The organism is Kitasatospora sp. NPDC086801, assembly GCF_044745805.1.
Lineage (GTDB): Bacteria > Actinomycetota > Actinomycetes > Streptomycetales > Streptomycetaceae > Kitasatospora.
Genome location: NZ_JBIVAX010000012.1, coordinates 87785 through 114760 on the forward strand (window position 1 = coordinate 87785; position 26976 = coordinate 114760).

Genomic DNA, 26976 nt, shown 5'->3' on the forward strand with positions numbered 1-26976 from the left:
CCGCCCCCGCTGGCTGCCGTCCCGGTGCTGCGGGTCGCCCCGGCGCCGCCCCGGGGGGGCGGCCCCCCCGGGGGGGCCCCCGCCGGCGTCGTCGCGTCGTCATTCCGGGCGAAGACCGCATCGCGCGCCGAACACTCCGCACACGCAGCACATGCGACACGTGCCGCACACACCGTCTCACCAGCAGAAAAGAAGTCCGCCCGCAGCGGACGAGAAAAAAGGCACAGGAGGAAAAACCACTCCCGGCCACTTCCAACTTATAGCGTACGGGGGGCCTTGCGGCAAGGCCCTGGTCGTGCCGCACAATCGTCGACCTGAACCGGAATCCGCGGAAATTTGGGGTCGCGAAAATGCGTGTGCTGTTGTCGACGTACGGGTCCCGCGGGGATGTCGAACCGCTGGTGGGGCTCGCGGCGCGGCTGCGGGAGTCCGGCGCGCAGGTGCGGGTGTGTGCGCCACCGGACGAGGACTTCGCGCAGCGGTTGGCCCACATCGACGTGCCGCTGGTGCCGGTCGGCCCGTCAACGCGGGCGCTGACGGTGGCAGCGCCGCCGCCGTCCCTGCCGGAGCGCGCGGCCGCGGTGATCGCCGGGCAGTTGGAGGCCGTCACGGCGGCGGCCGAGGGCTGCGACGTGCTGGTGGCCACCGGCATGCTGCCGGCTGCGGCGGGCGCGCTGTCGGTGGCCGAGAAGCTGGGCATCCGCTCCGTGTCGGTGACCTTCCAGCAGCTCGCCCTGCCCTCGCCGGGCCGCCCGCCGCTGGCGTACCCGGGCCGGCCGTTCCCGCCGGAGGTGACCGACAACCGGGTGCTGTGGGGCCTGGACGCCGAGAGCGTCAACGCGCTGTTCGGCGCGGCGCTCAACACCAACCGGGCGTCGATCGGCCTGCCGCCGGTGGACGACGTCCGCTCCTACGTCATCGGCGACCGGCCGTGGCTGGCGACCGACCCGGTCCTGGACCCGTGGCGGGAACCGGCGGACCTGGACGTCGTGCAGACCGGCGCGTGGATCCTGCCGGACCGGCGCCCGCTGCCGGCCGGGTTGGAGGCCTTCCTGGCCGACGGCGCACCGCCGGTGTACGTGGGCTTCGGCAGCATGCCGACGCTCGCCTCCCAGGACGCCGCCCAGGTGGCCGTCGAGGCGGTCCGCGCGCAGGGCCGTCGCGCGGTCGTGGCCCGCGGCTGGGCCGACCTCGCCCCGATCCGCGACCAGGACGACTGCTTCGTCGTCGGCGAGGTCAACCAGCAGGCGCTGTTCGGCCGGGTGGCCGCCGTCGTGCACCACGGCGGGGCGGGCACCACGACGACGGCCACCCGGGCCGGTGCGCCCCAGGTCGTCGTCCCGCAGACCGCGGACCAGCCGTACTGGGCCGGCCGGGTGGCCCGGCTGGGCATCGGCGTGGCACTCGACGGGCCGACCCCGACCACCGAGTCCCTGTCGGCCGCGCTCAGGACGGCCCTCGCCCCCGAGACCCGGGTGTGGGCGACCGCCGTGGCCACCATGATCCGCACCGACGGCGCGGCGCTGGCCGCACAACTGCTGCTCGACGCGGTCGGCCGCTGAGGCGTGCCGGATAATTCCACCCGCCGCCACCCCCGATTCCTCGGCCGACCGCCCGAGGAGTCGAAGAGCTCAGAACACCTGGAGCCAGGTTTGTCCCCCATCTCGTCCTCCTCATCCGAATCCTCCTCATCCGAACCGAATTCACCCGCCGACGACTGGCGGACCGGCGAACTGCGGGCGGAGAACGCGTACGTCGGCAGGCTGTACGAGCGCCTCGAAACCCAGCGCGCGCTCGCGGCCGCCCGGCTGCGCCAGGTCCACCTCCAGGACAAGGGCGGGACGATCCAGGCCCTCCTGGAACGCGACACCATGGAGATCCACCACACCCGCCGGCTGGCGGCGCTGCACGCCGCCGAGTACGGGCTGTGCTTCGGCCGGATCGACGACGCCGACGGCGAGCGGCAGTACATCGGCCGGATCGCCCTGTCGGACGACGACCACGAGCCGCTGCTCACCGACTGGCGGGCGGCGGCAGCGGAGCCGTTCTACCGGGCGACGCCCGCCGCACCGGGCGGTGTGGTGGCGCGACGGCACCTGCGGACCAAGGGCCGGACCGTCGTCGACTTCGACGACGACGCCTTCGGCGTGGGCGCCCACGCGGGCCGCGGCAACGCCGAGCTCAGCGGGGAGGGCGCCCTGCTCGCCTCGCTGACGGCGGCCCGGACGGGGCGGATGGGCGACATCGTCTCCACCATCCAGGCCGAGCAGGACCGCGTCATCCGCGACGCGCTCGGCGGCGTCCTGGTCGTGCAGGGCGGCCCGGGCACCGGCAAGACCGTCGTCGCCCTGCACCGCGCCGCGTACCTGCTCTACACCCACCGCGACCGGCTGGCCAAGCACGGTGTGCTGGTCATCGGGCCGAACACGACGTTCCTGCGCTACATCGACGAGGTGCTTCCCGCGCTCGGCGAGAGCGAGGTCGTGCTGAGCAGCATCGGCACGCTCTACCCGGGGGTGACGGGGACCGGCACCGAGACGCCCGAGGCGGCCGCCGTCAAGGGCGACGCCCGGATGGCGCAGGTCCTCGCCGCCGCGCTGGAGGGCCTGCGGCAGCTGCCGGAGGAGTCGTGGACCATCACCGTGGGCCGGACCTCGCCCTACAACCTTCAGCTCCGGATCGGCCGGGCGCTCTGCGAGCGGGCCCACGCCGCCGCGCACCGGAGCGGCAGGCCGCACAACGCGGCCCGGGCCGACCTGGTGGAGCGGCTCTCCTCGGAGCTGGCCCTGCGGATCGCCCGGGACCAGGGCGGGGAGATGGACCTGGACGCCGTGGCGGACCTCGCCGACGCGCTCGTCGACGAGCCCGAGTTCCAGGCCGTGGCCCAGAAGCTGTGGCCGCTGCTGAACCCGGAGCAGGTGCTCACGAACCTGTTCGGCTCCCCGGAGCTGCTGGCGAGCGCGATGCCGGACTTCACCGAGGCCGAACGCGCCGCGCTGCTGCGCGAACTGCCGGGCCCGGAACGGGAGTCCGCCGCCGAGGCCGCCTCGACCGCTGCGACCACCTGGACCACCGACGACGTACCGCTGCTCGACGAGGCCGCCGAACTGCTCGGCCCGCTTCCGGGCGCCGCCGTCGCCCGCCGGGCCGAGGCCGCCGCCGAGGCGGCGGAGTTGGAGTTCGCCAAGATCGTCCTCGACGACTTCGGCGTGGGGCTGGTCGAGATGGACGCGAAGATGCTGGCCCGCCAGTACCGCGGCGAGGAGTCGCTCCGGCCGCTGGCCGAGCGGGCTGCCGAGGACCGAGCCTGGGGCTACGGGCACGTGATCGTGGACGAGGCCCAGGAGCTGTCCCCGATGGCCTGGCGGATGCTGGCCCGCCGCTGCCCCGGCCGCTCCATGACGATCGTCGGCGACCTGGCGCAGACCGGCGCGCCGGCCGGGCTGAGCTCCTGGGGCGAGGCGCTCGACGCGTACACGGCGGGGCGCTGGCGCACGGTGGAACTCACCATCAACTACCGCACCCCGGCCGAGATCATGCGGGTCACCGAGGGCGTCCTGCGGGCGCTCGACCCGTCGCTCGCCGCCCCCACCGCGGTGCGCAGCGGCGGAACCCGCCCGTGGAGCCTGCGGATCCCGGCGGACGGCCGGGCGGCGGCGCTGCGCGGCGCCGTCGAGCGGGAGCTCGCGGCGCTGGACGGCGGTCGGCTGGCGGTCATCCACGCCCCGGACTTCCCGGCCGAACTGCTCGACGTTATCGCCGAGTTGGACGGCGTGTCGGTCAACGACGGTCCGGCAGCACTGGATTCGCCCGCCGTCCTGCTGACGGCCGCCCAGTCCAAGGGGCTTGAGTTCGACGCCGTCCTGGTCGTGGAGCCCGCCGAGATCCTCGCGGCGCACACCCACGGCGTGAACGACCTCTACGTCGCCCTCACCCGCGCGACGAGGACCCTCGGGGTGCTGCACAGCCGGGACCTGCCGGAGATGTTGCAGGGCCTGGAGCCTCGCTGAGGACGGCAGCCGCTCTCCCGCGCAGCAGGGCGCCGACCGCGACGCACGCCAACGCGGCGCCGTAGGCGGCCTGTTGGGCCTCGACCCCGCCCGTCAGGTAGAGGTACTGCCCGGCGGCGGGGACGGCGAGCCACTCCCAGCGGCCGGTGAGGCCGACCAGGGCCACCACCAGCAGGCCGTACCAGGGGTAGGCGGGCGCGGCGAGGAGCAGGGCCGTGCCGGAGACGAGCAGGGCGCCGTCCCAGGGGCGGGCGGGGTCGCCGCGCCGAAGCACCCACAGGGCGACGGCGGCCAGGACCGCCCCGGCGGCCCACGGCAGCAGGGCGTCCGGCAGGAGGAGGGCGAGCAGGCCGAAGCGGTCGAGGTGCCCCTGCTCGTACCCCTCCTCCTTCAGGTAGCCGGGCAGGTAGCCGAGCACGCCGGTGCCGGAGGCGGCGAGGTACGGCAGGTAGGCCAGGGCGAACGCGCCGAGCGAGGCGCCCAGCAGCAGGGCGATCTCGCGCGGGGGCCGGCGGGCCAGCGCGTGTCCCGTCGTTCGCGGCGGATCGGCGCGCGGCGGGAATGACGAGACGCGCCCCAACGCCCCCGGCAGGACCAGTGCGGGGATCAGCTTGACCGCCACCGCCGCGCCGAGCAGCGCGCCGGCCCGCGTCGCCTTCCGCCGGGCCGCGTACCCGAGGCCCACGACGACCAGCAGCGCCCCGAGGGTGTCCACGTGCGCGTCGTTGACCGACCACACCGTCACGCCGGGGCACCACCCCCACAGCGCGGCCCGCCGGCTGCCCCGCCCGACGACGAGCAGGGCCCCCGTGGTCGCCACCGCGAGCAGGGCGCCGGCGGCCTGCATCCCGCGCACCCCTCCCCCGAGTCCCTCGAAGGGGCGCAGGGCGAGGAACCAGGCCTCGGCGACCGGCGGGTAGACGGTGTGCACGGCCGGCCGGTTGATCCGGGTGCAGTCGCCGGCGGCGGTGCGCCGCTCGTCCCAGCCGTCGCACGCGCCGCCCGCCGGCCACAGGTCGGGGGTGCGCAGCCGGGCGAGCGCCGGGTCGTCCGGGGTGTGCGCGTACGGGGAGGTGCCGGCGGCCTGGACGCGGCCGTCCCAGACGTAGCGGTAGGCGTCGTCGCTGGTGCGCGGCGGGGCGAGCAGGCCGACGGCGGCGACGGCGACGCTCCCGGCCAGGACCAGGGGCACGACCTGACGGTCGCTCACCCGGCGCAGTGCCGGCAGGGCGAGCGCGAAGAGGGCGGCGTCGGCGGTGTACCAGGCGTACAGCGGTGCGCGGTGGCCGAGCGTGCCGCCGCCGGTGACGGTGAGGGCGAGCGCGGCGGTCAGGGCGGCCAGCGCGAGCAGACAGGGCAGGAGGCGGGTGAGCAGGTCCCGGGTGGGCAGGGCTCGGGTGAACTGGTCCCGGGCGGACAGGGCGCGGGTGGGCAGGAGGCGGGTGGGCACGCGCCCACCCTGCCACCGGGCGGCAGCGCGCGACCGCAGCGGCGTGGCGCCGTTCGGATTCCGTAAGCACGTCGTACCGCCGCCAAGCCGGGGCCGGGCGGTTCCATGAACACGTGACTCCACCTCTCCCGAGTTTCCGCTCGTCCTTGCACGAGCCGCGCACCGCCGTGGCGATCGGCCGCTGGCTGGGCGCCGCGCTGCTGGTGTGCTTCCTGACCGGGCTGGTCAGCCACGCCCTCCAGGACCCGCCCGCCTGGCTGACGCCGTATCTGCTGAGCCGCCCGGTGAACGGCTACCGGGTCACCCAGGGGCTGCACGTGATCAGCGGCCTGGCGGCCGTCCCGCTGCTGGGGGCGAAGCTGTGGACGGTCTACCCGCAGCTGTTCGCGTGGCCGCCGGTGCGCGGCGTGGCGCACGCGCTGGAACGGCTGGGGATCTTCGTGCTGGTCGCGGCGATGCTCCTGGAGCTGTTCACCGGGCTGCTCGACACCCTGCAGTGGTACCCGTGGCCGTTCCCGTTCCGCCAGACGCACTTCTGGCTGGCCTGGCTGGCCGTCGGCGGCCTGCTGATCCACCTCGCCGCCAAGGGCCCGACGATCGCGCGGCACTGGCGCCGCCCGGCGGCCGGGCTGCCCCAGCGGCGGGCGTTCCTCGCCGCCGTGACCGCCGCGGTGGGCGTGGTGACGCTCACCACCGCCGGGCAGACCGTCCCCTTCCTGCGCGGGCTGACCCTGCTGGCCCCGCGCCGCCCCGACCTGGGCCCGCAGGGGCTGCCGGTCAACCGGACCGCCGCACAGGCCGGGACGGTCACCGTGCCGACCGACTGGCGACTCCAGGTGGACGGCCCGCAGCCGTACCGGCTCTCCCTCGCCGAGCTGCACCAACTCCCCCAGTACGAGGTCGAGTTGCCGATCGCCTGCGTGGAGGGTTGGAGCGCCTCGGCGCGCTGGACCGGGGTGCGGATCGCCGATCTGCTGGTCCGGGCGGGCGCCCCGGCCGGCTCGGATCTGCGGGTCACCTCGCTGGAGGCGGACGGCCCGTACCGGGTGATGCAGATGCCCGCCGAGTACGCCGACGACCCGCTCACGCTGCTCGCCCTGCGGGTCAACGGCGAGGTGCTGGCGGCGGACCACGGCTTCCCGGCGCGGATCATCGCGCCCAACCGGCCCGGGGTGCTCCAGACCAAGTGGGTCGCGCGCCTGGAGGTGATCTGATGCCCCGGTGGCTGCGCGCGGTGCTGCTGCTCGGCGGGCTCGCCCTGATCGGCTTCGGCCTGTCGGGCCTGCTCACCGACTCCTACATCACCGACCCGCTCGACGTGCTGGTCTGGGCGGTGGGCGGGGTGCTGCTGCACGACGGCCTGTGGGTGCCGCTGGTCTGCCTGGTCGGCGCGCGGCTGGCGCGCGGCTGGGCGCTGCGCGGCTGGCTGATCGTCGCGGCGGCGGTGAGCGCGGTCGGGCTGCCGGCGGTGCTGCGGGACGGCGAGAACCACGGCAACCCCTCCGTCCTGCCGCTGCCGTACCTGCGCAACTGGCTGCTGGTACTGGCCGCCACCGCCGGGCCGGTGCTGCTGTTCGCACTCGTCCGGTGGTGGCGGCGGCACCCGCGGGTCAGACGCCCGGCACGCCCGGCAGACCCGTCGTGAGCCCGTCCAGGGCGTGCGAGCAGCCGCAGTCCCGGGCGGCTGGCAGGCTCTCCAGCGCCTTGAACAGCACCGTCCGCAGTCGGTCGACGTTCCCGGCGAAGACCTCCAGCACCTCGGCGTGGGTGACGCCCTCGCCGCTCTCGACGCCCGCGTCGAGGTCGGTGACCAGCGCCAACGAGGTGTAGCAGAGCCCGAGTTCGCGGGCGAGGACGGCCTCCGGGTGGCCGGTCATGCCGACCACCGACCAGCCGTTCGCGGTGAACCAGCGGGACTCGGCGCGGGTGGAGAAGCGCGGGCCCTCGATCACCACCAGGGTGCCGCCGTCCACCGGTTCCCAGGCCGCGTCCCGGGCGGCGTCCAGGGCGGCGCGCCGCCCGTCCGGGCAGTACGGGTCGGCCATCGAGACGTGCACCACCTCGGGCACCGCGCCGCCGGGCAGCGGCAGGCCGTCGTAGTACGTCTGCACCCGGCCGGAGGTGCGGTCGACGAACTGGTCGGGCACCAGCAGCGTGCCGGGCCCGTACTCCGGGCGCAGCCCACCGACGGCACACGGTCCGAGCACCTGGCGCACGCCCAGGGAGTGCAGCGCCCACAGGTTGGCCCGGTAGTTGATCCGGTGCGGCGGCAGGCCGTGGCCACGCCCGTGCCGGGGGAGGAAGGCGACCCGGCGGCCGGCCACCTCGCCCAGGAACAGCGCGTCACTGGGCGGCCCGTACGGCGTGTCGACGCGCAGTTCGGTCACGTCGTCGAGCAGTGCGTAGAGCCCTGAACCGCCGATCACGCCCAGTTCGGCGCGCGGGGTGCCGGTTCCCTGATGGATCGTCATCGTTCGTACCCTTCCTCGGGAGGCGTCCCGGCCACTCTAGGCGGGTCTTCGACCCGCCCCGGGGTCCGCGGGGCGGCACCGGGCCTTACGGTTCCGGGACGGCGGGCGGGGCCGGATGGCCGCGGACCGGCGGGGTGGTCCGGGGCGGCCGAGCGGGTGACTTGCCGGACGTGTCGGCGGCGACGCGCCCCACTCGGCGTGCGTCGGTGGGTGTGCGCCGCCTCCGGGCGGTGCACGCCCTGTTCCCGGACCTGAGAGCCGCCGATGCCTCCCACCGTTCGTCTTCGCCGCCTCGTCCCCGCCGCCCTGTGCGCGCTCGCCGTGGCCCTCACCGCTCCCGCGGCCCAGGCCGCTCCCCCGGGCCGCGGCCCCGGGACCGACCCCGGCGGGGGGTACGACGGCGGGAGGTACGACTGGGAGCGCGTGGCGGCCTGCGAGAGCAGCGGCGACTGGCACGTCAACACCGGCAACGGCTACTTCGGCGGCCTCCAGTTCGACGCCCCCACCTGGCGCGAGAACGGCGGCCTCGCCTACGCCCCGCGCGCCGACCTCGCCAGCCGCGAGGAGCAGATCGCGGTGGCCCAGCACCTCGCCGGGCGGCGCGGCCTCTCCCCCTGGCCGCTCTGCGGCGCCCGTGCCACCCGCGGCCACGACCGGGAGCACGACACCCCCCTGCCCCCGCCGCCCGCCGCCGCGACCGCCACCGGCAGCGCCGACGCGGACACCACCGTCGACGCCGAGGCCCGCGACGGCGGGTGGACGGTCCGCACGGTCCGCGAGGACGACACCCTGGGCGACCTCGCCGACGCCCTGCGCGTCCCCGGCGGCTGGCCCGCCCTCTACGCGCTCAACCGCGCCGCCATCGGGGACGACCCTGATCTCATCCTGCCGGGCACGGTGCTGCGCCTGCCGTCCTGAAGCCGGCTCCCGGAAAGCCGTCGGCCCGCCCGGTCCGGTGCGACCGGGCGGGCCGACGGCGTTGCGGGGCGGCGCGTCAGCCGACGTGGACGCGCGGGCGGCGGCTGCGGTCGGGTTCGGCCTCGCGCAGCACCTCGCGGGTGACCGGGGCCACCTCGCCCTGGCCGAACAGGAAGAACCGCAGGAACTGGGCGAAGGGGTTGCCCTCGGTCCACTCGAAGTAGAGGTGCGGCTGCTGCCCGGTGCGGTCCCGGATGGTGAGGGCCAGCGCGGCGATCGCGTTCGGGATGCTGGAGCTCTCCAGCGTCAGCACCCGGTAGCGGCCGTGCAGCACCTCGCCGCGGACGGTCAGCTCGGTCTCGAAGTCGGAGGCGTCGCGGACGGTCACCTCGACGAAGACCAGGTCGTCCTCGCCCGGGATGTCGTTGTCGGCGCGGATCTGGCGGGTCTTGTCGCGGTACTCGGCGACGTCGCGGCGGGTCGGCTCGTTGGCGATCAGCCGCAGCGGGCGGTGCGCGTAGTCCCTGACGAAACGTTCCGCCACGTCGTCCAGCACCACATCGGTGACGCGCAGCTCGAAGGCGCGGCGCAGCCGGGAGAGCAGCGAGACCACGATGATGCCGGCGATGAAGCAGGCGCCGATCTTCAGACCGTCCGGCCGCTCCAGGCAGTTCAGCACCGTGGTGTAGAGGAAGATCGCCGCGATGATCGCGAAGGCGGTGGTCCAGCCCCGCTGCTTCGCCTTGTACGCGGCGATGGTGACCGCGATGGCCGCCGAACTGATCAGCACCAGCACGCCGGTCGCGTACGCGCCGCCCTGCGCGTCCACGTCGGCGTCGAACAGCCAGGTGACCAGGAAGCCGATCAGGGTCAGCACGATCACCATCGGCCGCACCGCGCGCGCCCAGTGCGGGGCCATGCCGTAGCGGGGCAGGTAGCGCGGCAGCAGGTTGAGCATGCCCGCCATGGCGGAGGCGCCGGCGAACCAGAGGATGGCGATCGTGGACAGGTCGTAGACGCTGCCGAAGGTGCCGCCCAGGTACTCGTGGGCGAGGTAGGCGAGGGCGCGGCCGTTCGCGTCGCCGCCGGGTTTGAACTGGTCGGCCGGGATCAGCAGGGTGGTGATGAAGCTGGTGGCGATCAGGAAGCAGCTCATGATCACGGCGGCCGTGGTGAGCAGCTTGCGGGTGCCACGAATCCGGCCGACCGGGTTCGCCTCGGTGTCGTCCGGGTCGCCCTCGATGTGCGGCATCACGGCGACACCGGTCTCGAAGCCCGACAGGCCGAGCGCCAGCTTGGGGAAGACCACCAGCGCCACGCCCACCATGATCACCGGGTTGCCGTGCTGGGCGGTCAGCGCGCTGGTCCAGTCGGTGACCACGTGCGGCGCCTGGACGATCTTCCAGACGCCGACGGCCACCACGACCACGTTCAGCGCCAGGTAGACCGCGACCAGGCCCACCGCCAGGCCGATCGCCTCGCTGAAGCCCTTCAGGAACACCGCGCCGAGCATCGCGACCAGGATCAGCGTGATCAGCACCTGCTTGCCGCCGAGGACGCTGGTCAGGTGCGGGTTCTCCACCAGGTGCGCGCTCGCGTCGGCGGCCGACAGGGTGATCGTGATGAGGAAGTCCGTCGCCGCGAAACCGAGCAGCGCGAGGACGAAGAGCTTGCCCTTCCAGAACGACAACAGCCGCTCCAGCATCGCGATCGAGCCCTCACCGCGCGGGCTCTCCTGCGCGACCCGCCGGTAGACCGGCAGCGCCCCCAGCAGGGTGACGATCACCAGCACGATCGTCGCGATCGGCGACAGCACACCCGCGGCCAGGGCGGCGATGCCCGGCTGGTAGCCGAGCGTGGAGAAGTAGTCCAGGCCGGTCAGGCACATCACCCGCCACCAGCGCTGGCCCTTGTGCGCGCCGGATTCCCCCGCCTGCGCGCCGACCTGCGAACCGTCCCGGCCGGCGTCACCGGTGGCCGGCTTGTCCGCCGACACGTCCTCCAGCAGCCAGCCGCGCAACCGTATTCGCGCCGACGACGGTTCCGCCGTCGCCGCCTCCGTCGAACCCGACGAAACCACCTTGCACCTCTTGTTAAAGACCCCGTAAAAGCGCCGTCGGGCGACGGCAGTGCGACAGGCTATGCGACCGGCGTTAAGGACGCGTCATCGCCCCGCGTTAAGAAAACGTCATTGCTCCGCAGGTCGCCGCAGGTGGCACGGCAGGTGACAGCAGGCCCACGACCGGGCGCCCGCGGGCCGGCCGCGCGCCGTCGGGGCGGGGGCCACTCCCCCACCCCGACGCCGCGCGCCGCGAAGGTCAGCCCCGGTAGCCGAGGACGGTCATCATGCCCGTCTCCGCGTGGTAGACGTTGTGGCAGTGCACCATCCACAGACCCGGGTTGTCGGCGTCGAAGTCGACGGCCAGCGTCGCGCCCGGCAGCACGATCGCGGTGTCCTTGCGGGGCCCGTCAGCAGGCAGCGCGAAGGTGTGGCCGTGCAGGTGGACGGGATGCCACATGCTCGTGGCGTTCCGGAACTCCAGCCGCACCCGCTCCCCCGCCGCCACCGGGTAGCGCTGCGCCGGGTCGTACCGGCGGCCGTTGAACGCCCAGTCGGCCTTCGCCATGCCGCCGGTGAGCTCCAGCCGCACCGTCCGGTCCGGCGCCCCGGCGGCCAGCCGCACGCTCGGGTCGGCCTTGAGCTGGGCCGCGCCGAGCAGCCTGCCGTCCAGCTCCGCCGGGCGCACCGAGGCGTCCGGCGCGGCGCCGCCGCCCGTGCGCAGCAGGGCGAGCGCGGCGGCGCCCTTGCCCTCGGCGAGCGCCGTCAGCGGGAACACGCCATCCTGAACGGTCACCAGCACGTCGTAGCGCTCGCCCATGCCGAGCAGCAGCGCCTGGGTGGTGGCCGGCTCCACCGGGAAGCCGTCGGTGTGGGTGACGGTCAGCTCGTGCCCGCCCAGCGCGACCCGGTAGGCGGTGTCGCCGCCCGCGTTGATCAGCCGGATCCGGACCCGGTCGCCGGGCTTGGCGGTGAAGGTCTCGGGCGCGGTGGCGAGCCGGCCGTTGACCAGGTGGAACGGGTGGCCGACGTCGCCCGCGTCGCCGCCGAGCAGCGCGCTGCGGGCGCCCATCAGCATCCGGGACGGGCCGGCGGCGGGCGCGGCGGACATCCCCGGCATGGCGTGGCCGCCCATCGCCGGGTGGTCCATCCCGCCCATGCCCTGGGCGAGTTCGGCGAGAACGGAGTCCGGGGTGCTGCCGTCGATCCCGTCCACCCAGTCGTCCAGGACGACGACCCACTCCTTGTCGTAGCGCAGCGGCTCCCTCGGGTCCTCGACGATCAGCGGCGCGTACAGGCCGCGGTCCTGCTGGACACCGGAGTGCGGGTGGAACCAGTACGTACCCGGGCGGGCGAGCGCGAAGCGGTACTCGAAGTCCGCACCGGGCCGCACCGCGTCCTGGGTGAGCCCCGGCACGCCGTCCATGTCGTTGCGCAGCGCGAGACCGTGCCAGTGCAGCGAGGTGGGCTGCGGCAGGTGGTTGGCGAGACCGACGGCGAGCGTCTCGCCGGCCGTGGCCCGCAGCTCCCGGCCCGGCAGCCGGTCGCCGTACGCCCAGCTGCGGACGGTACGGCCGCCCAGGTCGAGCGTCGTCTCGGTGGCGGTGAGCGCGACCCTGCGCTCGGGCCCGGGGTTGCGCCGCGCCTCGGCGGCGGCGACCTCGGGGCCGTTCGGGGCGACGTAGCCGCCCGGGGTGGTGGGGACGGCGGCCGGGTGGTCCATGCCCTTCATCGGATCGGCGGAGCAGGCGGCGAGCAGACCGGTGCCGGCGGCGGCGAGCGCCGCGCCGAGCACGGTACGACGGGTGGGTGTGCGCATGGCGGAGTTGCACCTCGTGCGGTGTGGGTGTGGACGAGCAGGACGTCGCGACGGCCGTCCCGCACGCGCCGGAGCACGGACACGGAACGGCCGGCGCACGCCTACTGACGCAGCACCGACAACCGGGCGAGGAGGCCCCGCCCACCCCCGGGCGGCGGCAACGCGCGAACGGCCAGCAGCAGCCGGTCCCTGACCTCGGCGGCGGCGTCACCGCCGTACCGCAGCAGGGGGCCGGCGATGAGGAGCAGCAACGTCCAGCCGGCGAGAACGGCCACGCACACCGTCATCGGATCCATGCCGTCGGCCGCCGCGGTGTGCACCATCTCCTCGGCACCCGCCGGGTGACCGGCACTCACGGCGTGCCGCGTCGGACCGTGGTCCGTCCCGTGCCCGCCCGCGCTCGGATGGCCGAGCGTGTGCATCGTCACGATGCCGAGCAGCAGGGCGGCGAGCAGGAGCAGCCGCAGAGCCCGGGGGGCGGCCGGACGCGACTCCACCATCCTCCACCTCCCGACCGACCTTGCCGCCACTTACCCCCATAGGGTATACCGAGCGCCGCCGCTCTGGAAAGCAACCGAAGGAGCCGACCATTCCGCCCCTGAACGACCGCATCTGCTCACCTCCGGAATGGCCGGCCGCACCGCGAACGGCATCATTGGCGGGCCTTCGCCCGGCACCTCCGCAAAGGGGCGGGCAATACTCGACAGCCTGTCCAAGTCGACCGCCGCCCGCCCTGCTCCCCGCACCGTCAGTCGAGCCGCCGAACCGCCCCCTACCAGGCAGCCCGACCCGGACGGAGCCCTGAGGAACGACCCCTAAGGGAGTAGACACACGTGCGCCCGGGCATGGCAGAGTCGTAGCCGCAAGCCGCCAAACGTGAGAAGGTACCAACCATGACGGTGCTCAAATTCGTTCTTAATGTCATTTGGTTGCTCTTCTGCGGCATCTGGATGGCAATTGCTTATGTGGTTGCGGGAATTATCTGTTGCCTGCTCGTCATTACCATCCCGTTCGGCATTGCCTCGTTCCGGATCGCCGGCTTCATATTGTGGCCGTTCGGGCGGACGACCGTGGAGAAGCCGGGTGCCGGGGCGGCGTCCTGCGTCGGGAACGTGATCTGGCTGATCTTCGCGGGCTGGTGGCTGGCGATCGCGCACCTGGTGACCAGCATCCCGCTGTTCCTCTCGATCATCGGCATCCCGTTCGGCTGGGCGAACCTGAAGATGATCCCGATCTCCCTCATGCCGCTCGGCCGCGAGGTCGTCCCCACCGACCAGGCCTGGGGCGCCCGGTAGGCCTTGCGGAAACGGCCCCGGGCCGACGGTTCTCCGTCGGCCCGGGGCCGTTTTGCCGTGTGCCCTAAGCCGGGCGCGGGACGTAGGCGAGGCCGTGGGCGCCGGGTTCGCCGAGCTTGGCGATGTCCAGCCGGCCTGCGGGGGTGATCGTCTCCAGGTCGATGATGTCGACGGTGGAGGAGACCGCGTTGGACACGTAGGCGAGCCGGCCGTCGGGGGACGAGGTGATCGTCAACGGGAAGAGCCCCACGTCGAGTCGGCCGAGGGGGCGGTGGGTGTCGGCGGCGAAGACGGTGAGCCGGCCGGGCGCCTGGCGGCCGAGCCCGGCCGTCGGGTCGGGGGTCGTCCGTACCTCGCCGACCAGGAGCTTGCCGGTCGACGTCAGGTGCACCGGCATCACGAGGTCCTGGGTGGGCAGGGTGTCGACGACGGTCGCCGTCCGGGCGTCGACGACCCGGATCCCGGTGACCGGCCGGCCCGCGTCCGGGTCAGCGCCGGAAAGGGCGCCGGCGTAGGGCGCGGCGACGAAGGCGTGGGTGCCGTCGGCGGAGACGGCGAGCCCCTCGCTGCCCGGCACCTCGGCCTTCCCGGTCAGGACGCCGCGTTCGAGGTCGACGATCGAGACGAACGGCGCCTCCTTGTTGGTGGCGTAGCCGGTCCGCCCGGCCGGGTCGATGGCGAACCAGTGCGGGCCGGGCGCGTCCGTGTCGATCCGGCCGATGGGCCGACGGGTCTCGGTGTCGATGACCACGACGCCGCCGGGGCGGTCCGCCGAGCCCTCCACGCTGACGTAGAGGTGGCGGCGGGCCGCGTCCAACGCCAGGCCGTGCGGCCCGTGTTCGGGGGCGAGGTCGACGACCTCCACGATCCGGCGGGTGTCGGGGTCGATGACGGTCAGTTCGGTGCGGCGGCCGCTGTTCGCGTGGTAGTAGCCGGAGTGGTAGGCGGTGCTGCACCACAGCAGGCGATGGGTCGGGTCGAAACACAACTCGTGCGGCTCGGCGGGGACTTCGAGGGTGCCGAGGTGCCGGTCGGAGGCGGCGTCGAAGAACGAGACGGTCGGCCCGCTCTGGCTGACGACGGCCAGGACGTCACCGTCCCGGCCGGTACGCGGGGTGTGCTGCACGGGGAGCTCCTTGAGGTGGTTTCCGTGGACGGGATCCACTCTCGCCGCCTGGGGATTCCGCAACAATGCACGGATTGGCATGCCATTCTTGCGTCAGACGCAAAACTACAGCTCCGGAGCCTCGATGGACCTCAATCTGCTGCGCGTCCTGGACGCCTTGTTGCAGGAGAACAGCGTGACCCGCGCCGCCGAGCGGCTCGGCACCTCCCCCGCCGCGGTCAGCCGCGCCCTGGCGCGGCTGCGCCGGGCCGTCGGTGACCCGCTGCTGGTCCGCGCGGGCCAGGGCCTGGTGCCGACCCCTCGGGCCGTCGAACTCCGGGCCGAGGTGGGCGCGTTGTTGCGCGGCTGCGACGACGTCCTGCGGCCGGGGGCCGGTTTCGACGCCGCGCACCTTGAGCGCACCTTCACCGTCCAGGCCGCCGACGTGCTGCTGGTCGGGCTGGCCGGGTCGCTGACCGAACGGATCCACGCCGAGGCGCCGCAGGTGGACGTGGTCTTCCTGCCGGAGGCGGTGGAGGGCGGCCCCGCGCTCCGGCAGGGCTGGGTCGACGTCGAGCTGGGCGTCCTCGGGCACCTGGACCCGGAGATCCGGACCAGGCCGCTCACCCGGATGCCGCTGGTCGGTGTCGCCCGCGCCGGCCATCCGCTCTTCGCCGGGCGGATCGACGCCCGCCGGTTCGCCGCCGCCGACCACATCGGCGTCTCCCGGCTGGGCAAGCGGCTCGGACCGATCGACACCGCGCTCGCGGGGCTGGGGCTGCGGCGCCGGGTCGCGGCGGTCGTCCCCAGCCACACCAGCGCGATGCTGCTCGCCCGGGACACCGACCTGGTGGCGCTCAGCCTGGCCGACTGGCTGCCCGGCACGATCGCCGCCCTGGGACTGCGCACCTTCCCGATCCCCCTCGACCTGGCGCCGCTCGATCTCGGCATGGCCTGGCACCCGCGTACGGCGGTCGACCCGGGGCACCGCTGGTTCCGCGAGCACCTGGCGGCGGCCCTCCTCGACGCGTTCGGCGCAGGCGGCACCGGCAGCGCAGGGAACGCAGGCGGCGCAGGCGGCGCAGGCGGCGCGGGCAGCGCGGGCAGCACAGGGAACGCAGGCGACGCAGGGCGGTAGGGCGGCGGCGCGAGCCCGCCGGCTCCGGGGCGGGTCAGAGGCCGAGCAGGCGCACGGCCTCCTCGCGCATCTCGACCTTGCGGACCTTGCCGGTGACGGTCATCGGGAACTCCTCGACCACGTGCACGTACCGCGGGATCTTGACGTGGGCGAGCCGGCCGGTGCAGTAGGCGCGGACGGCCTCGACGGTGAGCGGCTCGGCGCCCCCGCGCAGGCGGATCCACGCCATCAGCTCCTCGCCGTACCGGGCGTCGGGCACGCCGACGACCTGGACGTCGAGGATGTCGGGGTGGCTGTGGAGGAACTCCTCGATCTCGCGCGGGTAGAGGTTCTCGCCGCCGCGGATGACCATGTCCTTGATCCGGCCGGTGATGGCGAGGTAGCCGTCCTCGTCCATGACGGCGAGGTCGCCGGTGTGCATCCAGCGGGCGGCGTCGACGGCCTCGGCGGTGCGCTCGGGCTCGCCCCAGTAGCCGAGCATGACGGAGTAGCCGCGGGTGCAGAGTTCGCCGGGCTCGCCGCGCGGGACGGTACGGCCGGTGGCCGGGTCGACGACCTTGACCTCCAGGTGCGGGCCGACCCGGCCGACGGTGGAGACCCGGCGGTCGACCGTGTCATCGGCGCGGGTCTGGGTGGAGACGGGCGAGGTCTCCGTCATGCCGTAGCAGATCGCGACCTCGGCCATGCCCATCCGGCCGATGACGTCCTTCATCACCTCGGCCGGGCAGGGGGAGCCCGCCATGATGCCGGTGCGCAGGCTGCTGAGGTCGTGACGCGCGAAGTCGGGGTCGGCGAGTTCGGCGATGAACATGGTCGGCACCCCGTACAGCGAGGTGCAGCGCTCGGCGGCGACGGCGGCCAGGGTGGCGCCCGGTTCGAAGGAGGGCGCGGGGATCACCGTGCAGGCGCCGTGGGAGATGGCCGCGAGGTTCGCCATCACCATGCCGAAGCAGTGGTAGAACGGCACCGGGACGCAGATCCGGTCCTGCTCGGTGTAGTTGAGCAGTTCACCGACGAAGTAGCCGTTGTTGAGGATGTTGTGGTGCGACAGGGTCGCGCCCTTGGGGAAGCCGGTGGTCCCGGAGGTGTACTGGATGTTGATCGGGTCGTCCGGCGCCAACTCCCGCTGCCGCTGCGCGAGACGGCCCGGGTCGGCGCGGCGCCCGGCGGCGAGCAGGGCGTCCCAGTCGGGGCTGCCGATCAGCACCGTCCGCTCCAACTCCGGGCACTGGGGCCGCACTTCCTCGATCATCCCGACGTAGTCGGAGGTCTTGAACCGCTCGGCCGCGACCAGCAGGCGCAGGCCGGCCTGGTTCAGCACGTACGCCAACTCGTGCGAGCGGTACGCCGGGTTGACGGTGACCAGGATCGCGCCGAGCTTGGCGGTGGCGTACTGGGTGAGCGTCCACTCGGCGCAGTTGGGCGCCCAGATGCCGACCCGGTCGCCCTTGGCGATCCCGAGGTCGAGCAGGCCGAGGGCCAACGCGTCGACGTCGGCGGCCAGTTCGGCGTACGTCCAGCGGCGGGCGGTGGCCCGGTCGACCAGGGCGTCCCGCTCGGGGAAGGCGCGCACCGCGCGGTCGAGGTTCTCCCCGATGGTGTCGCCGAGCAGCGGCACGTCCGAGGTGCCGGAGGCGTAGCTGCGCGGGGTCGGCGTGGTCGGCACGTTCTGACTCCTGGGTGGGCGCGTGCGGGTCGGCCACCATGGTCTCCGCCTCGCGCCCGCTCCGCCACCCCCGAACGGGGGTACGGACACGGCGCTGGGGCCGCCCGTCGGGTTCGACGGACGGCCCCAGCAGTCGGGTCAGCCGTTGATGCAGGTGTTGCCGAAGGCCGGGTTGAGGATGCTGATGATCCCGATCGAGTTGCCGCAGACGTTGGCCTCGAGGTTGATCGGGATCTGGATCTGGTTGCCGGAGAGCACACCGGGGGAACCGAAGGCGAGACCGTTCGCGGTCGCGTCGCCCGCGGCGGCGGTGCCGGCGCCGGCCAGGACGGCCACGGCGGCGAGTGCGGTGGCGGCGAGGGTGGTACGAATACGCATTGCGTCACTCCTTGTGAGGGTGGCGAACATCCATGTGACGATCACACTCGCACCGATCGAACTCGATGGCAGGCCGGGAACGTCCGAATTGGTCACTCAGAGGGCGTGTCGCCCGCCCGCTCCCCCGACACCGGCCCCACAGAGCCAGACACGCTCAGTGATTCCAGCAGGTCCCGGGCCGGTTCAAGCCCCGGCTCGGCCGCCACCGCGCGGAGCAGCAATCCGAGCGCGAACGCCCCGTCGCCGGCCGCCAGCGCGTCCAGCGCCCGGTTGTAGTCGATCCGAGCGGCGTAACGCAGCCGGACCAGCGCGGCCAGGTCCTCCCGGCAGGACGGGCAGCGCAGGCCCTGCGGGTCCGCCGGGACGCCGCACTGCGGGCAGAGCACCTCGATCGGTGGAACGTCGGCAGCCTGCCCGCCGGTCGGGGAAACGGCGGCCGGGGAAACGGCGGCCAGCGACACGGTGGCCGGGGAAACGGCGGCCAGCGACACGGTGGCCGGGGACACCCCGGCCGGTGGTACCTCGGACGGAGTCACGTCGGAGCTCATCGCGGACCGGCCTCCTCAGGGCGGACCGGGCCGAGCGACTCCGCGAGCGGCTCGCTGCCCAGCTCCCGCTGCGCCTGCGCGTACAGCGCCAGCAGCGCCGAGCTGTGCTGGTTGGCGGCCTCCATGTTGGCCGACTCCACCGCCTCGTCCAGCCCGCGCAGCTCGGCCATGATCCGCTGGGCCAAGGCCGGCGAGACCATGTTCTGGTTGACGTAGACGTTGCACATGGTGAGCATCCGGAAGGTGTGCCCGAGCGAGTCGCACAGTTCGTCGGCCCGCTGGGCCGCGCGCATGGCGCCCTCCCAGTCGGCCGCCTCCCGGCGCAGCCGCAGGTCTGCGGACACCGACCGCAGCCGGTCGAGGTCGCTCGGGTCGAGGTGCTTCTCGCAGTAGTGGATGAACAGGCTGAGGTACGCCTCCGAGCCGCGCACCCAGCGCTGGGCCTTGAGCTGGCGCTGGGCCCGCTCCAGCGCCTCGTCCACCGACTGGCCGCGGGTCTGGCCGGCGGCCAGGTCGTCCAGGCTGTCCATGAGGCGCTGCGCCTCGCGCATCTCGGCCTCGGTGAGCTCGCCGCCCCAGCGGTCGGTGAAGGTCTCGATCTGCCGCTGCTGCTCCTCGACCTGGACCTTGAGCTCGGGGTCGAGGGTGACGCGCTCCAGTTTGACGGTCTTCTCGCCGCCGCCCTGGATCCGCACCGACAGGGTGATGGTACGGTCCCGGTCGAGGCCGAAGGACACCTCCACCGGGGTGCGGCCGCCGAGCCCGGCGGGCAGCCGCAGGGTCAGGTGGCCGATCAGCTCGTTCTGCTGGGCGATCTCGTGCTCGCCCTCGTAGACCGCGATCTCCAGTCGCTGGCGGCCGCTGCCGGAGACCACGAACTCGCGGCTGACCGGCGAACTGGTCGGGTAGCTGGTGTTCTTGGGGATGATGACGGCCAGCCGGCCGTCGTTGAGCTCGATGCCGAGGTTCTTCGGGGTGATGTCGAACGGGTTGGTGACCTGCATCAGCTCGCCGCAGCCCTGGCAGGCCTCGCTGCCGGGCGGGTTGACCACGCCGCAGGCGGCGCAGCGCAGACCGACGTCCTCGGCGGCGGTCGAGCCGACCCTGGTCTGCCCGGGTGCGGCGGAGTTGAGCGCCTCGCCGCACAGCTCGCAGGCGGTGACGCCGGGCGCGGCGGGGGTGCCGCAGCGCGGGCAGTTGTCGCTGCGCACGACGGTGGCCGCCTGGGACTGCGCCGGGATGGCCGCACCGGCGGCCGAACCGCCCAGCTCCTGACCGCACTTGGGGCAGGCGGCGGCCTCGGCGTCGACCGGGAGGTGGCAGCCGGGGCAGGAGACCCGGGGCCCGCCGAGCAGCGTGGTGGCGCAGTTGGCGCAGTTGGAGGCGGAGAGGTCGCCGGGGGCCCGGCACTCCGGGCACTCCACCTCGCCGACCAGCGCGGACTGCACGGCCGCGCCGAGCGCCACGCACTGCATCGGGTTGACGCCGCGCCGGATCCGGCGTGGCCCGAAGACCTCGCCGAGTCGCCGGGCCACCAGCGGGATCGCGGTGGAGCCGCCGACCAGCACCACCTCGTCGATGTCCCCGACGGTGAGGTTGGCCTGCATGATGGCCTTGTGGGTCAGCTCGATGGTGCGCTCGATCTGGGCCTCGATCAGTTCCTCGAAGCGGGCCCGCTCGAACTCCGTCTCCAGCACCAGCTGGCCGGCGCCGAGGCCTGGCAGGATCACCTCGGAGGCCTCCTGGTGGGAGAGCTCGATCTTGATCGTCTCGGCCGTGGAGGCGATCTTGGGGCGGTCCCGCAGGTCGGGCTGGTAGTCCGCGCCGTACTCCTCGCGGATGTCCTCCAGCAGCGCGGTGGTGATGGCCCGGTCGAAGTCGTCGCCGCCGAGCAGGTTGTCGCCCTCGATGCCGAGCACCGAGACGGAGCCGGGCACCAGCAGCAGGATGGAGATGTCGAAGGTGCCGCCGCCGAGGTCGTAGACCAGGACGGTCCGGCCCTCGTCGCCGGCCTCGGAGGTGATCCCGTAGGCGAGCGCGGCGGCGGTCGGCTCGTTGATGATCCGCAGCACGTGCAGGCCGGCCATCCGGCCCGCCTCCTGGGTGGCGGCGACCTGCCGCTCGCCGAAGTACGCGGGGACGGTGATGACGGCCCGGTGGAAGGGCTCGCCGAACCGCTGCTCGGCGTCCTCCTTGAGGCGGTGCAGGATGATCGCGGAGATCTCGATCGGGGTGTAGGAGCGGCCGTTGAACCAGACGTTGACGTCGCCGTCGGTGCCTGCCGTGACCTTGTAGTCGACCTCCTTGAGGGCCGCCTGGACCTGCGGGTCCTTGAACTTGCGGCCCATGAAGCGCTTGACCGAGCGGATCACGTTGACGCCGTCGATGGCGACCCGGCTGCGCGCGGTGGAGCCGACCAGCAGTTCGCCCTTGCGGCCGCTGCCGACCACGGAGGGCGTGGCCTCCTGGTTCTGCCGGTTGAAGATGATCTCCGGCTCGCCCCGGCGCAGGTGGGCCACCACCGAGTTGGTGGTGCCCAGGTCGATGCCGAGTGTGCGGTACATGTCGTTCCCCTCTTGCCCCTCGTGGTCCTGGCTACTTCTTCCGCTTGCGCCGGCCGCCCGCGGCCGTTCCCTTCCGGCGGGCCCGGGGCGGGGCCGCCGTGGCCCGGGCGGGGTTCACCGGCGCGGCGGCGGGTTCGGTGTCGGCCTCCTCGGGCGCGGCGTCCGCGACCTCGCCGGGCCCGGGCCCGGCGCCCTCGGCCTCGGGCTCCACCGGCGCGGCCTCCACCGGCGCGGGTTGCAGGGCCCGCTCGACGTCCTCCGCGAACGCCGACTCCGCCACCGGGGCGGGCTCGGGCGCCGCGGCGACGACGACCTGGGCGCGGCGCAGCACCTCCTCCTCCCAGAAGAACCCGGTGACCACCGTCTGGACGACCGTCTCCGGCGCCACCCCGTACCTCGGCTCGGTGCCGACGATCTCGGTCAGCGCCGGGTCCGCCGCCAGGCCCTCCAGCCGCATCGGGCGGACCCCGGCCTTGGCGAGGCGGCCGAGCAGCCGCCGGCGGGTGGCCTCGATCCCGGCGCCGCGCCCGAGCAGCACCAGCTCCCGGTCCAGGCCGAGCGCGGCGAGGGCGTCGTCCACCTCGACCAGGATGCCCAGCAGGTCCCGCTGGGTGGCCCGGGCGGTCTGCGCCTCCTCGGCCCGCAGGCGTTGCAGGAGGGAGGCCCGGTAGAGCAGTTGGCTGAACGCCTGGTCGAGGTCGACCTCCAGGGCGCGCTGCGGGACGTCCAGCGGCCGGTGGCCGTCGGGCGCGGGAGCGGTCGGTGCGTCGGTCATTCCGGAACCTCGATCTGCGGCAGCACGGACAGGTCGGCCGCGTAGCGGGCGGGGACGGGCGGTTCGGGGTCGGCGCCGCCGGGGGCGGGGTCGGCGAAGTCGGCCGCCGCCTCGGCCCGGTGCAGTGCCAGGAGGGCGGCGGCGGGCGGCAGCGGCGGGCGTTCGACGACCAGCAGCGGTTCGGCCAGGGCGGGCGCCAGCAGTTCGGCGGCCTGGTCGACCGGCTCCGGTGGCAGGGGGCGCTGGAGGTCCAGCTCCAGCCGCCGGTCGGGGTTGCGCAGCAGGGCGGCGGCGTCCTGGATCTGCTGGCGGGTGTAGCGGCCGGCCTTCATCGCCGGGCCGACGGCGAGGTTGATCTCGCGCACGCCGGCCGTGAGCGCAACGCCCAGGACCTCGTACGGCGACGGTTCGTGCAGTGGCATGGCGGGCGGCTTCTCTCCTCACGGCTGACGGTGACTCAGGGACGGGCTGCGGTTCGGGGATCGGTGCATGGGCTACGACGACGACGGCGGCGCCGCGGTTGCCGTCAGCGCAGCGCGCCGATCCTCCGTTGCAGGGCGCGCAGGTCGCGGTCGTCCGGGTTGTACTCGACGGCCTTGCCGATCAGCGAGCGGGCCTCCCGGAACTGGCGCAGGTTGGCCCGGCTGACGGCGTAGGAGCTGTAGACGACGCTGAGTTCGACGTGCAGCTTGGCGACGTCCTCCGGGGTGCGGGAGAGCGCGAGCGCCTCCTCCAGCAGCCGGATCGCGTCGCGGTAGCGGTGGGCCTCGTAGTGGCCGATGGCCTCGCCGCGCCAGACGCTGACCATCAGGCGGCGGATCTCGGCCGAGTCGTCGTAGGACCGGGCCTTCTGGAGCATGGCGGCCTGGGTGGTGAACGGGCTGTCCTGGAGGTTGTCCAGCATGTGGTTGGCCAGCATCACGGCGACCCGGCGCGGGGCCTCCTGCTCGGTGTCGCCGTCCCATTCCGGGTCGGCGCGCAGGGCTTGCGCCATCCGGTCGACGGCGAGGGCGCGGTGGTCCGCGAAGGCGGCGATGCGGGAGAGGTGGCGCAGTACGAAGGCGAGGCCGAGCCGGTGGTCCGGGTCGGGGTTGAGCGCGATCAGCTCCCGCCACGCGTCGGCGGCCTCCTCCAGTTCCGCTTCGGGGGCGTCGGGGCGGCTGAGCTGGCTGGCCCGGTTGCCGAGGGCGGCCTCCAGGAAGTGGACGGCGGTCGGGTCGCCGGGGGCGAGTTCGATGCTCTTGCGCAGCAGGACCAGGGCGCGGGGGTAGTCCTTGTCCTCGTTGTTGATCTTGCGGGCCCACTGGGCGTAGGTGGCGCCGAGGTCGCCGCGCACCTCGGGGTGGTCGGGGGCCAGCGTGAGGGCCTTCTCCAGGAGTTCGGTGGCGCCCGCCTGGTCGTCGTCGCTGGTCTTGAGCACGGCGCGGGCGGCCCGGACGCCGGACTCGGCGGCGATCGCGGGCGCGTCGGCGGGCAGGACGGTGCCGGGCACGGCGCGGGCGCGGGTGAGGCAGTCCAGGGCCTCGCGCCAGTCCTGGTTGCGGTGGTGCTCGCGGGCCTCGCTGACCAGGCTCTCGCCGAGCAGGTCCCGCCAGCCCGTTCCGCGTTCGGCCTCGGGCACCGCGTCCAGGGCGCCGACGGCGGCGGCCTGGCGGCCCTGGAGGAGCAGGTAGCGCTGCGGGCCGAGGTCGCCGAACAGGCCGAGGGCCCGGGTCAGCGGGTGCCCGTCGGGGGTCTCCGGTTGCCGCCAGGCCCGTACGGCCTCGTCGAACCCGGCGGCCCAGGCGGCGAGTTCGGGCTCCTGGCGGAGCAGCCGGTCGAGCGCGGGGCCGAGGGTGAGGCGCCGGGCGGGGCGGCCGGGCAGGGCGATCCGGACGTCCTCCTGGGCGAAGGCATCGGCGCTGTGCGCCTCCATGCCGAGGCGCAGGGTCCAGGCGGTGACCTCGTCGCCGGTGCGGTCGGCGGCCCGGTCCAGCGCGCGCAGGTCCTCGCGGAGGCGGTCGGTGAGCGCGCTGCGGGCGGTGGACATCCGCTGCGGGTCGGCCGGGCGGCCGGTGATCCGAGCGGACTCCGCCCACAGGTCGGGCTGGTGCAGGGCGGCGACCAGGCAGCCGAGCGTCCAGGTCCAGATCCGCTCGTCCGGCCCGGCCCCGGCCCCGGCCCCGGCCCCGGCGCCGTCGTCGTCGTCGGCGGCGGCGGCGGCGGCGGAGACCGCGAGCCGGTAGCCGGCCAGGCCGAGCGCGTGCAGCAGCCGGGGGTGGGCCGGGTCCTTGAGGAGCAGGGCGTGGTAGCCGTCCCAGGCCTCGCGGTGGCGGCCCTCGACGGCGTGCTGGTGGGCCTCGTGCTCGGCGAGCAGGACGAGCGCGGCGGCGGCCTGCGGCCGGTCCGGGGCGAGCGTGAGGGCCTGGCGCAGGTCACCGGCCGCGCGTCCGGGCTCCCCGGCGTCGAGGGCGGCGCCGGCCCGGCGGATCAGGACGGCGCCGCGCGCGGCGGCGGCGTCCGCCGGCAGGTCGGCCAACGCCTCGTCCAGTCGGCCGAGTTCGGCGCGCAGCAGGGCGAGGTCCAGCCGTACGGGGGCGCCGTCGCCGAGGGCCTGCGCCCAGGCGGCGAGGACGGGTTCGGCCTGTTCGGGCACCCCGGCCCGGCGGGCGCAGTCCAGGACGGCGCGCAGGGCTGGGCCGGCGCAGCGCACGCAGCGCGGCGAGGCGCCGTCGGCGGGCCGGTGCAGGTGGGCGGCGCAGGCCTCCCGGCCGCAGCCGGCGCAGGCGCCGGTGGCGGGGGCGGTGCAAACAGCGCAGTCGGCCGTCGCGGGCAGGGGCTGCGGCGTTTCGGGGGCCTGGCCGGCGGTCAGGAAGTGGCGGTACCAGTCCAGTGCGGCGGCCCAGTTGCCGGCCCGTTCGGCGAGCAGCGCCCGCAGCCGGGCGAGGGCCGGGTCGCCGGCCGGGTCGGGGGTGAGCGGGGCGAGCAGGGCGATGGTCTGGACCGGACGGCCGGTCAGCAGGGCGGCGGCGGCCAGGTGGTAGCGGTCGCGCGGCCCGGTGGCGGCGTCGAGCAGGGTGGTCAGCGGTTCGGCGGAGCCCTCGGCCAGGGCGAGGGCGGCGCGCAGCCGGGTCTGCCGGTGGGTGACGGAGCCGGGCAGGGTGTCGGCGAGGGCGAGGGCGGCGGCGGCCCGCTCGCGCGGTTCGGGCCGGTCGCGGCCGATGATCAGCAGGTGCGCGGCCTCGCGCAGGGCGGCCTCGCGCAGCGCGGCCCGGTAGCCGGGGGCGGCCGGGTGGTCGGCGGCGGCCTGCTGCCAGAGCTCCCGGGCGGCCACCGGGTCGTCGGCCAGCCGGGTGCGGGCGAGTCGGTCGCGGGCCAGGGCCTGCCGTTCGCGCAGTTCGTCGTCGCGCAGCGGCTCCCAGCGGGCCAGGGCACCGGCCGGGTCGTCGGTGCGGGCGAGGGCGAGACCGTGGTGGAAGGCGGCGATCCGGGCCCAGCGGGAGTCCGGTTCGACGTCGGCCTCGGCGTCGAGGACGGGCGCGGCCTCGGCGGTCCGCCCGGCGGCGAGCAGGGCCGCGCCGAGCCGGACCCGGGCCGGGCGCCAGTCGGGGGCCAGGCCGAGGCCGGTGCGGTAGTCGGCGGCCGCCTCGGCGGGGCGCGCGGCCCGCTCGTGCACCAGGGCGAGGCCGAACCGGGCCGGGGCGAAGGAGGGTTGGACGGTCAGGGCGGCGGTGAACTGCTCCCGGGCCTGGTCGTCGGCGCCGAGCAGCAGGGCGAGCCGGCCGAGGGCGTAGCGGGGGCGGGGGTCGCCGGGGGTCTCGGTGGCGGCGGCCGCGAGGTCGGCCCAGGCGGCGTCGGTGGCGCCGAGCCGCTGCCGGGCCAGGCCCCGGAAGAGCAGGCTCTCGGTGTGCAGGGCCGGGCCGCGTCCCCACGGGGAGGGCTCGCCGGGGCCGCGGCGCAGTGCCTCGTCGAAGGCGGCGACGGCGGGTTCGTCCCGGTGCAGGGTGAACAGTTGGGCGCCCCAGCGGAACCAGAGTTCGCCGCTGCCGCCGGGGGCGGCCGCGGCGAGCAGGGTCTCGGCCTCGGCGGTGCGGTCGGTGTCGCGCAGCAGGGCGGCCCGGGCCAGCACCGGCCAGTCCCGGCCGGGCAGTGCGGCCAGCGACCGGGTGGTGGCGCTCTCGCGCTGCTCGGGGGTGCCCTCGCGGCAGAGCCGTTGCAGCCAGTCCGTGACGCGGGCGGCCGCCGCGGCCTCCTCGCCGGGTTCGGCGCCGTCGGCGGTGGCCTGGAGGAAGGCGAGCAGCGGCCCGAGGTCGCCCTCGGGGGCGGATATCCGCTCCTCGGCGAGGCGGTGCAGGCTCCACCGGGGCAGTTGCCGGGCCGGGTCGGCGAGCAGCGGGAACGCCTCGCGGTGCAGGGCGAGGGTGGCCTGCTGGTCGCCGGTGGGGACGGTGGCCTCGGCCTGGCCGAGCAGGGCGAGGCCGCGCTGCGGGCGCAGCTCCTCGGGGCCGGTGGCGAGCCGCTGGGCGAGGCGCGCGTAGCGGCGCCGGGCCTGCGGGGCCTTGCCGGCGGCGAGCCGTTCGGCGGCCGCGGCCAGCGCCTTGGCCACGGCCTGGGCGTCCAGGCTCCGTCGGCGGCGGGCCAGTACGACGACTGCCGCACCGGCCAGTGCCACCACGATCAGCAGCACCGCGAGCTGCGCCATGCACCGTCCCCCTGCGCTAGGAAATCCACCCCCATGATCAACGTGCCGTGAGTGATCATGAGTTGACGTCGTGTCGATGTTGCTCGGGCGCCCATCAGA

At 74.6% G+C, this 26976-nt stretch carries 20 protein-coding genes; 7 read left to right on the forward strand and 13 right to left on the reverse strand.

Going from position 1 to position 26976, the window contains the following annotated elements:
- Nucleotides 1-350: 350 nt before the first annotated feature.
- Nucleotides 351-1562 carry a glycosyltransferase gene (locus ACIPLC_RS16400; protein WP_400473646.1) on the forward strand — a complete coding sequence of 404 codons (1212 nt, stop codon included), beginning with the start codon at nt 351-353 and terminating at the stop codon, nt 1560-1562.
- A 90-nt stretch (nt 1563-1652) separates the two neighbouring features.
- Nucleotides 1653-4010 (forward strand): HelD family protein, encoded by a 2358-nt coding sequence (locus tag ACIPLC_RS16405; protein WP_400473647.1) that lies wholly within the window; start codon nt 1653-1655, stop codon nt 4008-4010.
- Here the strand turns inward: ACIPLC_RS16405 and ACIPLC_RS16410 are convergent.
- Nucleotides 3931-5460 (reverse strand): hypothetical protein, encoded by a 1530-nt coding sequence (locus ACIPLC_RS16410; RefSeq protein ID WP_400473648.1) that lies wholly within the window; start codon nt 5458-5460, stop codon nt 3931-3933. The genes ACIPLC_RS16405 and ACIPLC_RS16410 overlap by 80 nt on opposite strands.
- 113 nt (nt 5461-5573) lie before the next feature.
- Here ACIPLC_RS16410 and ACIPLC_RS16415 point away from each other — a divergent pair, with 113 nt between their 5' ends.
- Both ACIPLC_RS16415 and ACIPLC_RS16420 read left to right on the forward strand, forming a co-directional pair.
- Nucleotides 5574-6674: a molybdopterin-dependent oxidoreductase gene (locus ACIPLC_RS16415; protein ID WP_400473649.1), complete on the forward strand. Its 1101-nt coding sequence runs from the start codon at nt 5574-5576 to the stop codon at nt 6672-6674.
- Complete coding sequence (locus ACIPLC_RS16420; protein ID WP_400473650.1) at nt 6674-7105, forward strand: hypothetical protein; 432 nt, start codon at nt 6674-6676, stop codon at nt 7103-7105. Before ACIPLC_RS16415 ends, ACIPLC_RS16420 begins: the two co-directional genes overlap by 1 nt.
- Here the strand turns inward: ACIPLC_RS16420 and ACIPLC_RS16425 are convergent.
- Nucleotides 7071-7931, reverse strand: coding sequence for an S-methyl-5'-thioadenosine phosphorylase (locus tag ACIPLC_RS16425; protein ID WP_400473651.1), 861 nt, complete (start codon nt 7929-7931; stop codon nt 7071-7073). The two genes, ACIPLC_RS16420 and ACIPLC_RS16425, sit on opposite strands and share 35 nt — an antisense overlap.
- Nucleotides 7932-8195: 264 nt before the next feature.
- On the opposite strand from ACIPLC_RS16425, the gene ACIPLC_RS16430 reads away from it, so the two are divergent.
- Nucleotides 8196-8849 carry a transglycosylase family protein gene (locus ACIPLC_RS16430; protein ID WP_400473652.1) on the forward strand — a complete coding sequence of 218 codons (654 nt, stop codon included), beginning with the start codon at nt 8196-8198 and terminating at the stop codon, nt 8847-8849.
- A gap of 76 nt (nt 8850-8925) precedes the next feature.
- On the opposite strand, the gene ACIPLC_RS16435 is transcribed toward ACIPLC_RS16430, so the two are convergent.
- The 3 genes from ACIPLC_RS16435 to ACIPLC_RS16445 form a co-directional block, all read right to left on the reverse strand.
- Nucleotides 8926-10929: an amino acid transporter gene (locus tag ACIPLC_RS16435; RefSeq protein WP_400473653.1), complete on the reverse strand. Its 2004-nt coding sequence runs from the start codon at nt 10927-10929 to the stop codon at nt 8926-8928.
- 238 nt (nt 10930-11167) lie between these two features.
- The gene (locus ACIPLC_RS16440) at nt 11168-12727 is read right to left on the reverse strand and encodes a multicopper oxidase family protein (protein ID WP_400473654.1); all 1560 of its coding nucleotides are present in this window, start codon (nt 12725-12727) and stop codon (nt 11168-11170) included.
- Nucleotides 12728-12828: 101 nt separating this feature from the next.
- A complete protein-coding gene (locus ACIPLC_RS16445; RefSeq protein ID WP_400473655.1) occupies nt 12829-13227 on the reverse strand; it encodes a hypothetical protein in 399 nt (132 codons plus the stop codon).
- A 393-nt stretch (nt 13228-13620) separates the two neighbouring features.
- Between ACIPLC_RS16445 and ACIPLC_RS16450 the strand changes: the two genes are divergently transcribed.
- Complete coding sequence (locus tag ACIPLC_RS16450; RefSeq protein ID WP_400473656.1) at nt 13621-14022, forward strand: YccF domain-containing protein; 402 nt, start codon at nt 13621-13623, stop codon at nt 14020-14022.
- 64 nt (nt 14023-14086) lie between these two features.
- On the opposite strand, the gene ACIPLC_RS16455 is transcribed toward ACIPLC_RS16450, so the two are convergent.
- Nucleotides 14087-15148 carry a YncE family protein gene (locus ACIPLC_RS16455; protein WP_400473657.1) on the reverse strand — a complete coding sequence of 354 codons (1062 nt, stop codon included), beginning with the start codon at nt 15146-15148 and terminating at the stop codon, nt 14087-14089.
- Between the two features lie 124 nt (nt 15149-15272).
- Here ACIPLC_RS16455 and ACIPLC_RS16460 point away from each other — a divergent pair, with 124 nt between their 5' ends.
- Nucleotides 15273-16265, forward strand: coding sequence for a LysR family transcriptional regulator (locus ACIPLC_RS16460; protein ID WP_400473724.1), 993 nt, complete (start codon nt 15273-15275; stop codon nt 16263-16265).
- A 34-nt stretch (nt 16266-16299) separates the two neighbouring features.
- On the opposite strand, the gene ACIPLC_RS16465 is transcribed toward ACIPLC_RS16460, so the two are convergent.
- The 7 genes from ACIPLC_RS16465 to ACIPLC_RS16495 form a co-directional block, all read right to left on the reverse strand.
- On the reverse strand, nt 16300-17931 hold the full coding sequence (locus tag ACIPLC_RS16465; RefSeq protein WP_400473658.1) for an AMP-binding protein: 1632 nt from the start codon (nt 17929-17931) through the stop codon (nt 16300-16302).
- A 138-nt stretch (nt 17932-18069) separates the two neighbouring features.
- Nucleotides 18070-18309 (reverse strand): chaplin, encoded by a 240-nt coding sequence (locus ACIPLC_RS16470; RefSeq protein ID WP_400473659.1) that lies wholly within the window; start codon nt 18307-18309, stop codon nt 18070-18072.
- Nucleotides 18310-18401: 92 nt separating this feature from the next.
- Nucleotides 18402-18857 carry a hypothetical protein gene (locus tag ACIPLC_RS16475; RefSeq protein WP_400473660.1) on the reverse strand — a complete coding sequence of 152 codons (456 nt, stop codon included), beginning with the start codon at nt 18855-18857 and terminating at the stop codon, nt 18402-18404.
- Nucleotides 18854-21421, reverse strand: a complete 2568-nt coding sequence (locus ACIPLC_RS16480) for an Hsp70 family protein (protein WP_400473661.1) — start codon at nt 21419-21421, stop codon at nt 18854-18856. Before ACIPLC_RS16480 ends, ACIPLC_RS16475 begins: the two co-directional genes overlap by 4 nt.
- Nucleotides 21422-21452: 31 nt before the next feature.
- Entirely contained in the window at nt 21453-22196 is a 744-nt protein-coding gene (locus ACIPLC_RS16485; protein ID WP_400473662.1) for a nucleotide exchange factor GrpE, read from the reverse strand.
- Nucleotides 22193-22618: a hypothetical protein gene (locus tag ACIPLC_RS16490; protein ID WP_400473663.1), complete on the reverse strand. Its 426-nt coding sequence runs from the start codon at nt 22616-22618 to the stop codon at nt 22193-22195. Before ACIPLC_RS16490 ends, ACIPLC_RS16485 begins: the two co-directional genes overlap by 4 nt.
- A 104-nt stretch (nt 22619-22722) precedes the next feature.
- Entirely contained in the window at nt 22723-26877 is a 4155-nt protein-coding gene (locus ACIPLC_RS16495) for a hypothetical protein (RefSeq protein ID WP_400473664.1), read from the reverse strand.
- Nucleotides 26878-26976 lie beyond the last annotated feature (99 nt).

Excerpts from the sequence above, each read along its gene's own strand:
- ACIPLC_RS16460 (WP_400473724.1), top strand. The coding sequence starts at position 15,273 with ATGGACCTCAATCTGCTGCGCGTCCTGGACGCCTTGTTGCAGGAGAAC.
- ACIPLC_RS16420 (WP_400473650.1), top strand. The coding sequence starts at position 6,674 with ATGCCCCGGTGGCTGCGCGCGGTGCTGCTGCTCGGCGGGCTCGCCCTG.
- ACIPLC_RS16445 (WP_400473655.1), bottom strand. The coding sequence starts at position 13,227 with ATGGTGGAGTCGCGTCCGGCCGCCCCCCGGGCTCTGCGGCTGCTCCTG.
- ACIPLC_RS16495 (WP_400473664.1), bottom strand. The coding sequence starts at position 26,877 with ATGGCGCAGCTCGCGGTGCTGCTGATCGTGGTGGCACTGGCCGGTGCG.
- ACIPLC_RS16440 (WP_400473654.1), bottom strand. The coding sequence starts at position 12,727 with ATGCGCACACCCACCCGTCGTACCGTGCTCGGCGCGGCGCTCGCCGCC.
- ACIPLC_RS16430 (WP_400473652.1), top strand. The coding sequence starts at position 8,196 with ATGCCTCCCACCGTTCGTCTTCGCCGCCTCGTCCCCGCCGCCCTGTGC.
- ACIPLC_RS16490 (WP_400473663.1), bottom strand. The coding sequence starts at position 22,618 with ATGCCACTGCACGAACCGTCGCCGTACGAGGTCCTGGGCGTTGCGCTC.
- ACIPLC_RS16400 (WP_400473646.1), top strand. The coding sequence starts at position 351 with ATGCGTGTGCTGTTGTCGACGTACGGGTCCCGCGGGGATGTCGAACCG.
- ACIPLC_RS16425 (WP_400473651.1), bottom strand. The coding sequence starts at position 7,931 with ATGACGATCCATCAGGGAACCGGCACCCCGCGCGCCGAACTGGGCGTG.
- ACIPLC_RS16450 (WP_400473656.1), top strand. The coding sequence starts at position 13,621 with ATGACGGTGCTCAAATTCGTTCTTAATGTCATTTGGTTGCTCTTCTGC.
- ACIPLC_RS16470 (WP_400473659.1), bottom strand. The coding sequence starts at position 18,309 with ATGCGTATTCGTACCACCCTCGCCGCCACCGCACTCGCCGCCGTGGCC.
- ACIPLC_RS16485 (WP_400473662.1), bottom strand. The coding sequence starts at position 22,196 with ATGACCGACGCACCGACCGCTCCCGCGCCCGACGGCCACCGGCCGCTG.
- ACIPLC_RS16475 (WP_400473660.1), bottom strand. The coding sequence starts at position 18,857 with ATGAGCTCCGACGTGACTCCGTCCGAGGTACCACCGGCCGGGGTGTCC.
- ACIPLC_RS16480 (WP_400473661.1), bottom strand. The coding sequence starts at position 21,421 with ATGTACCGCACACTCGGCATCGACCTGGGCACCACCAACTCGGTGGTG.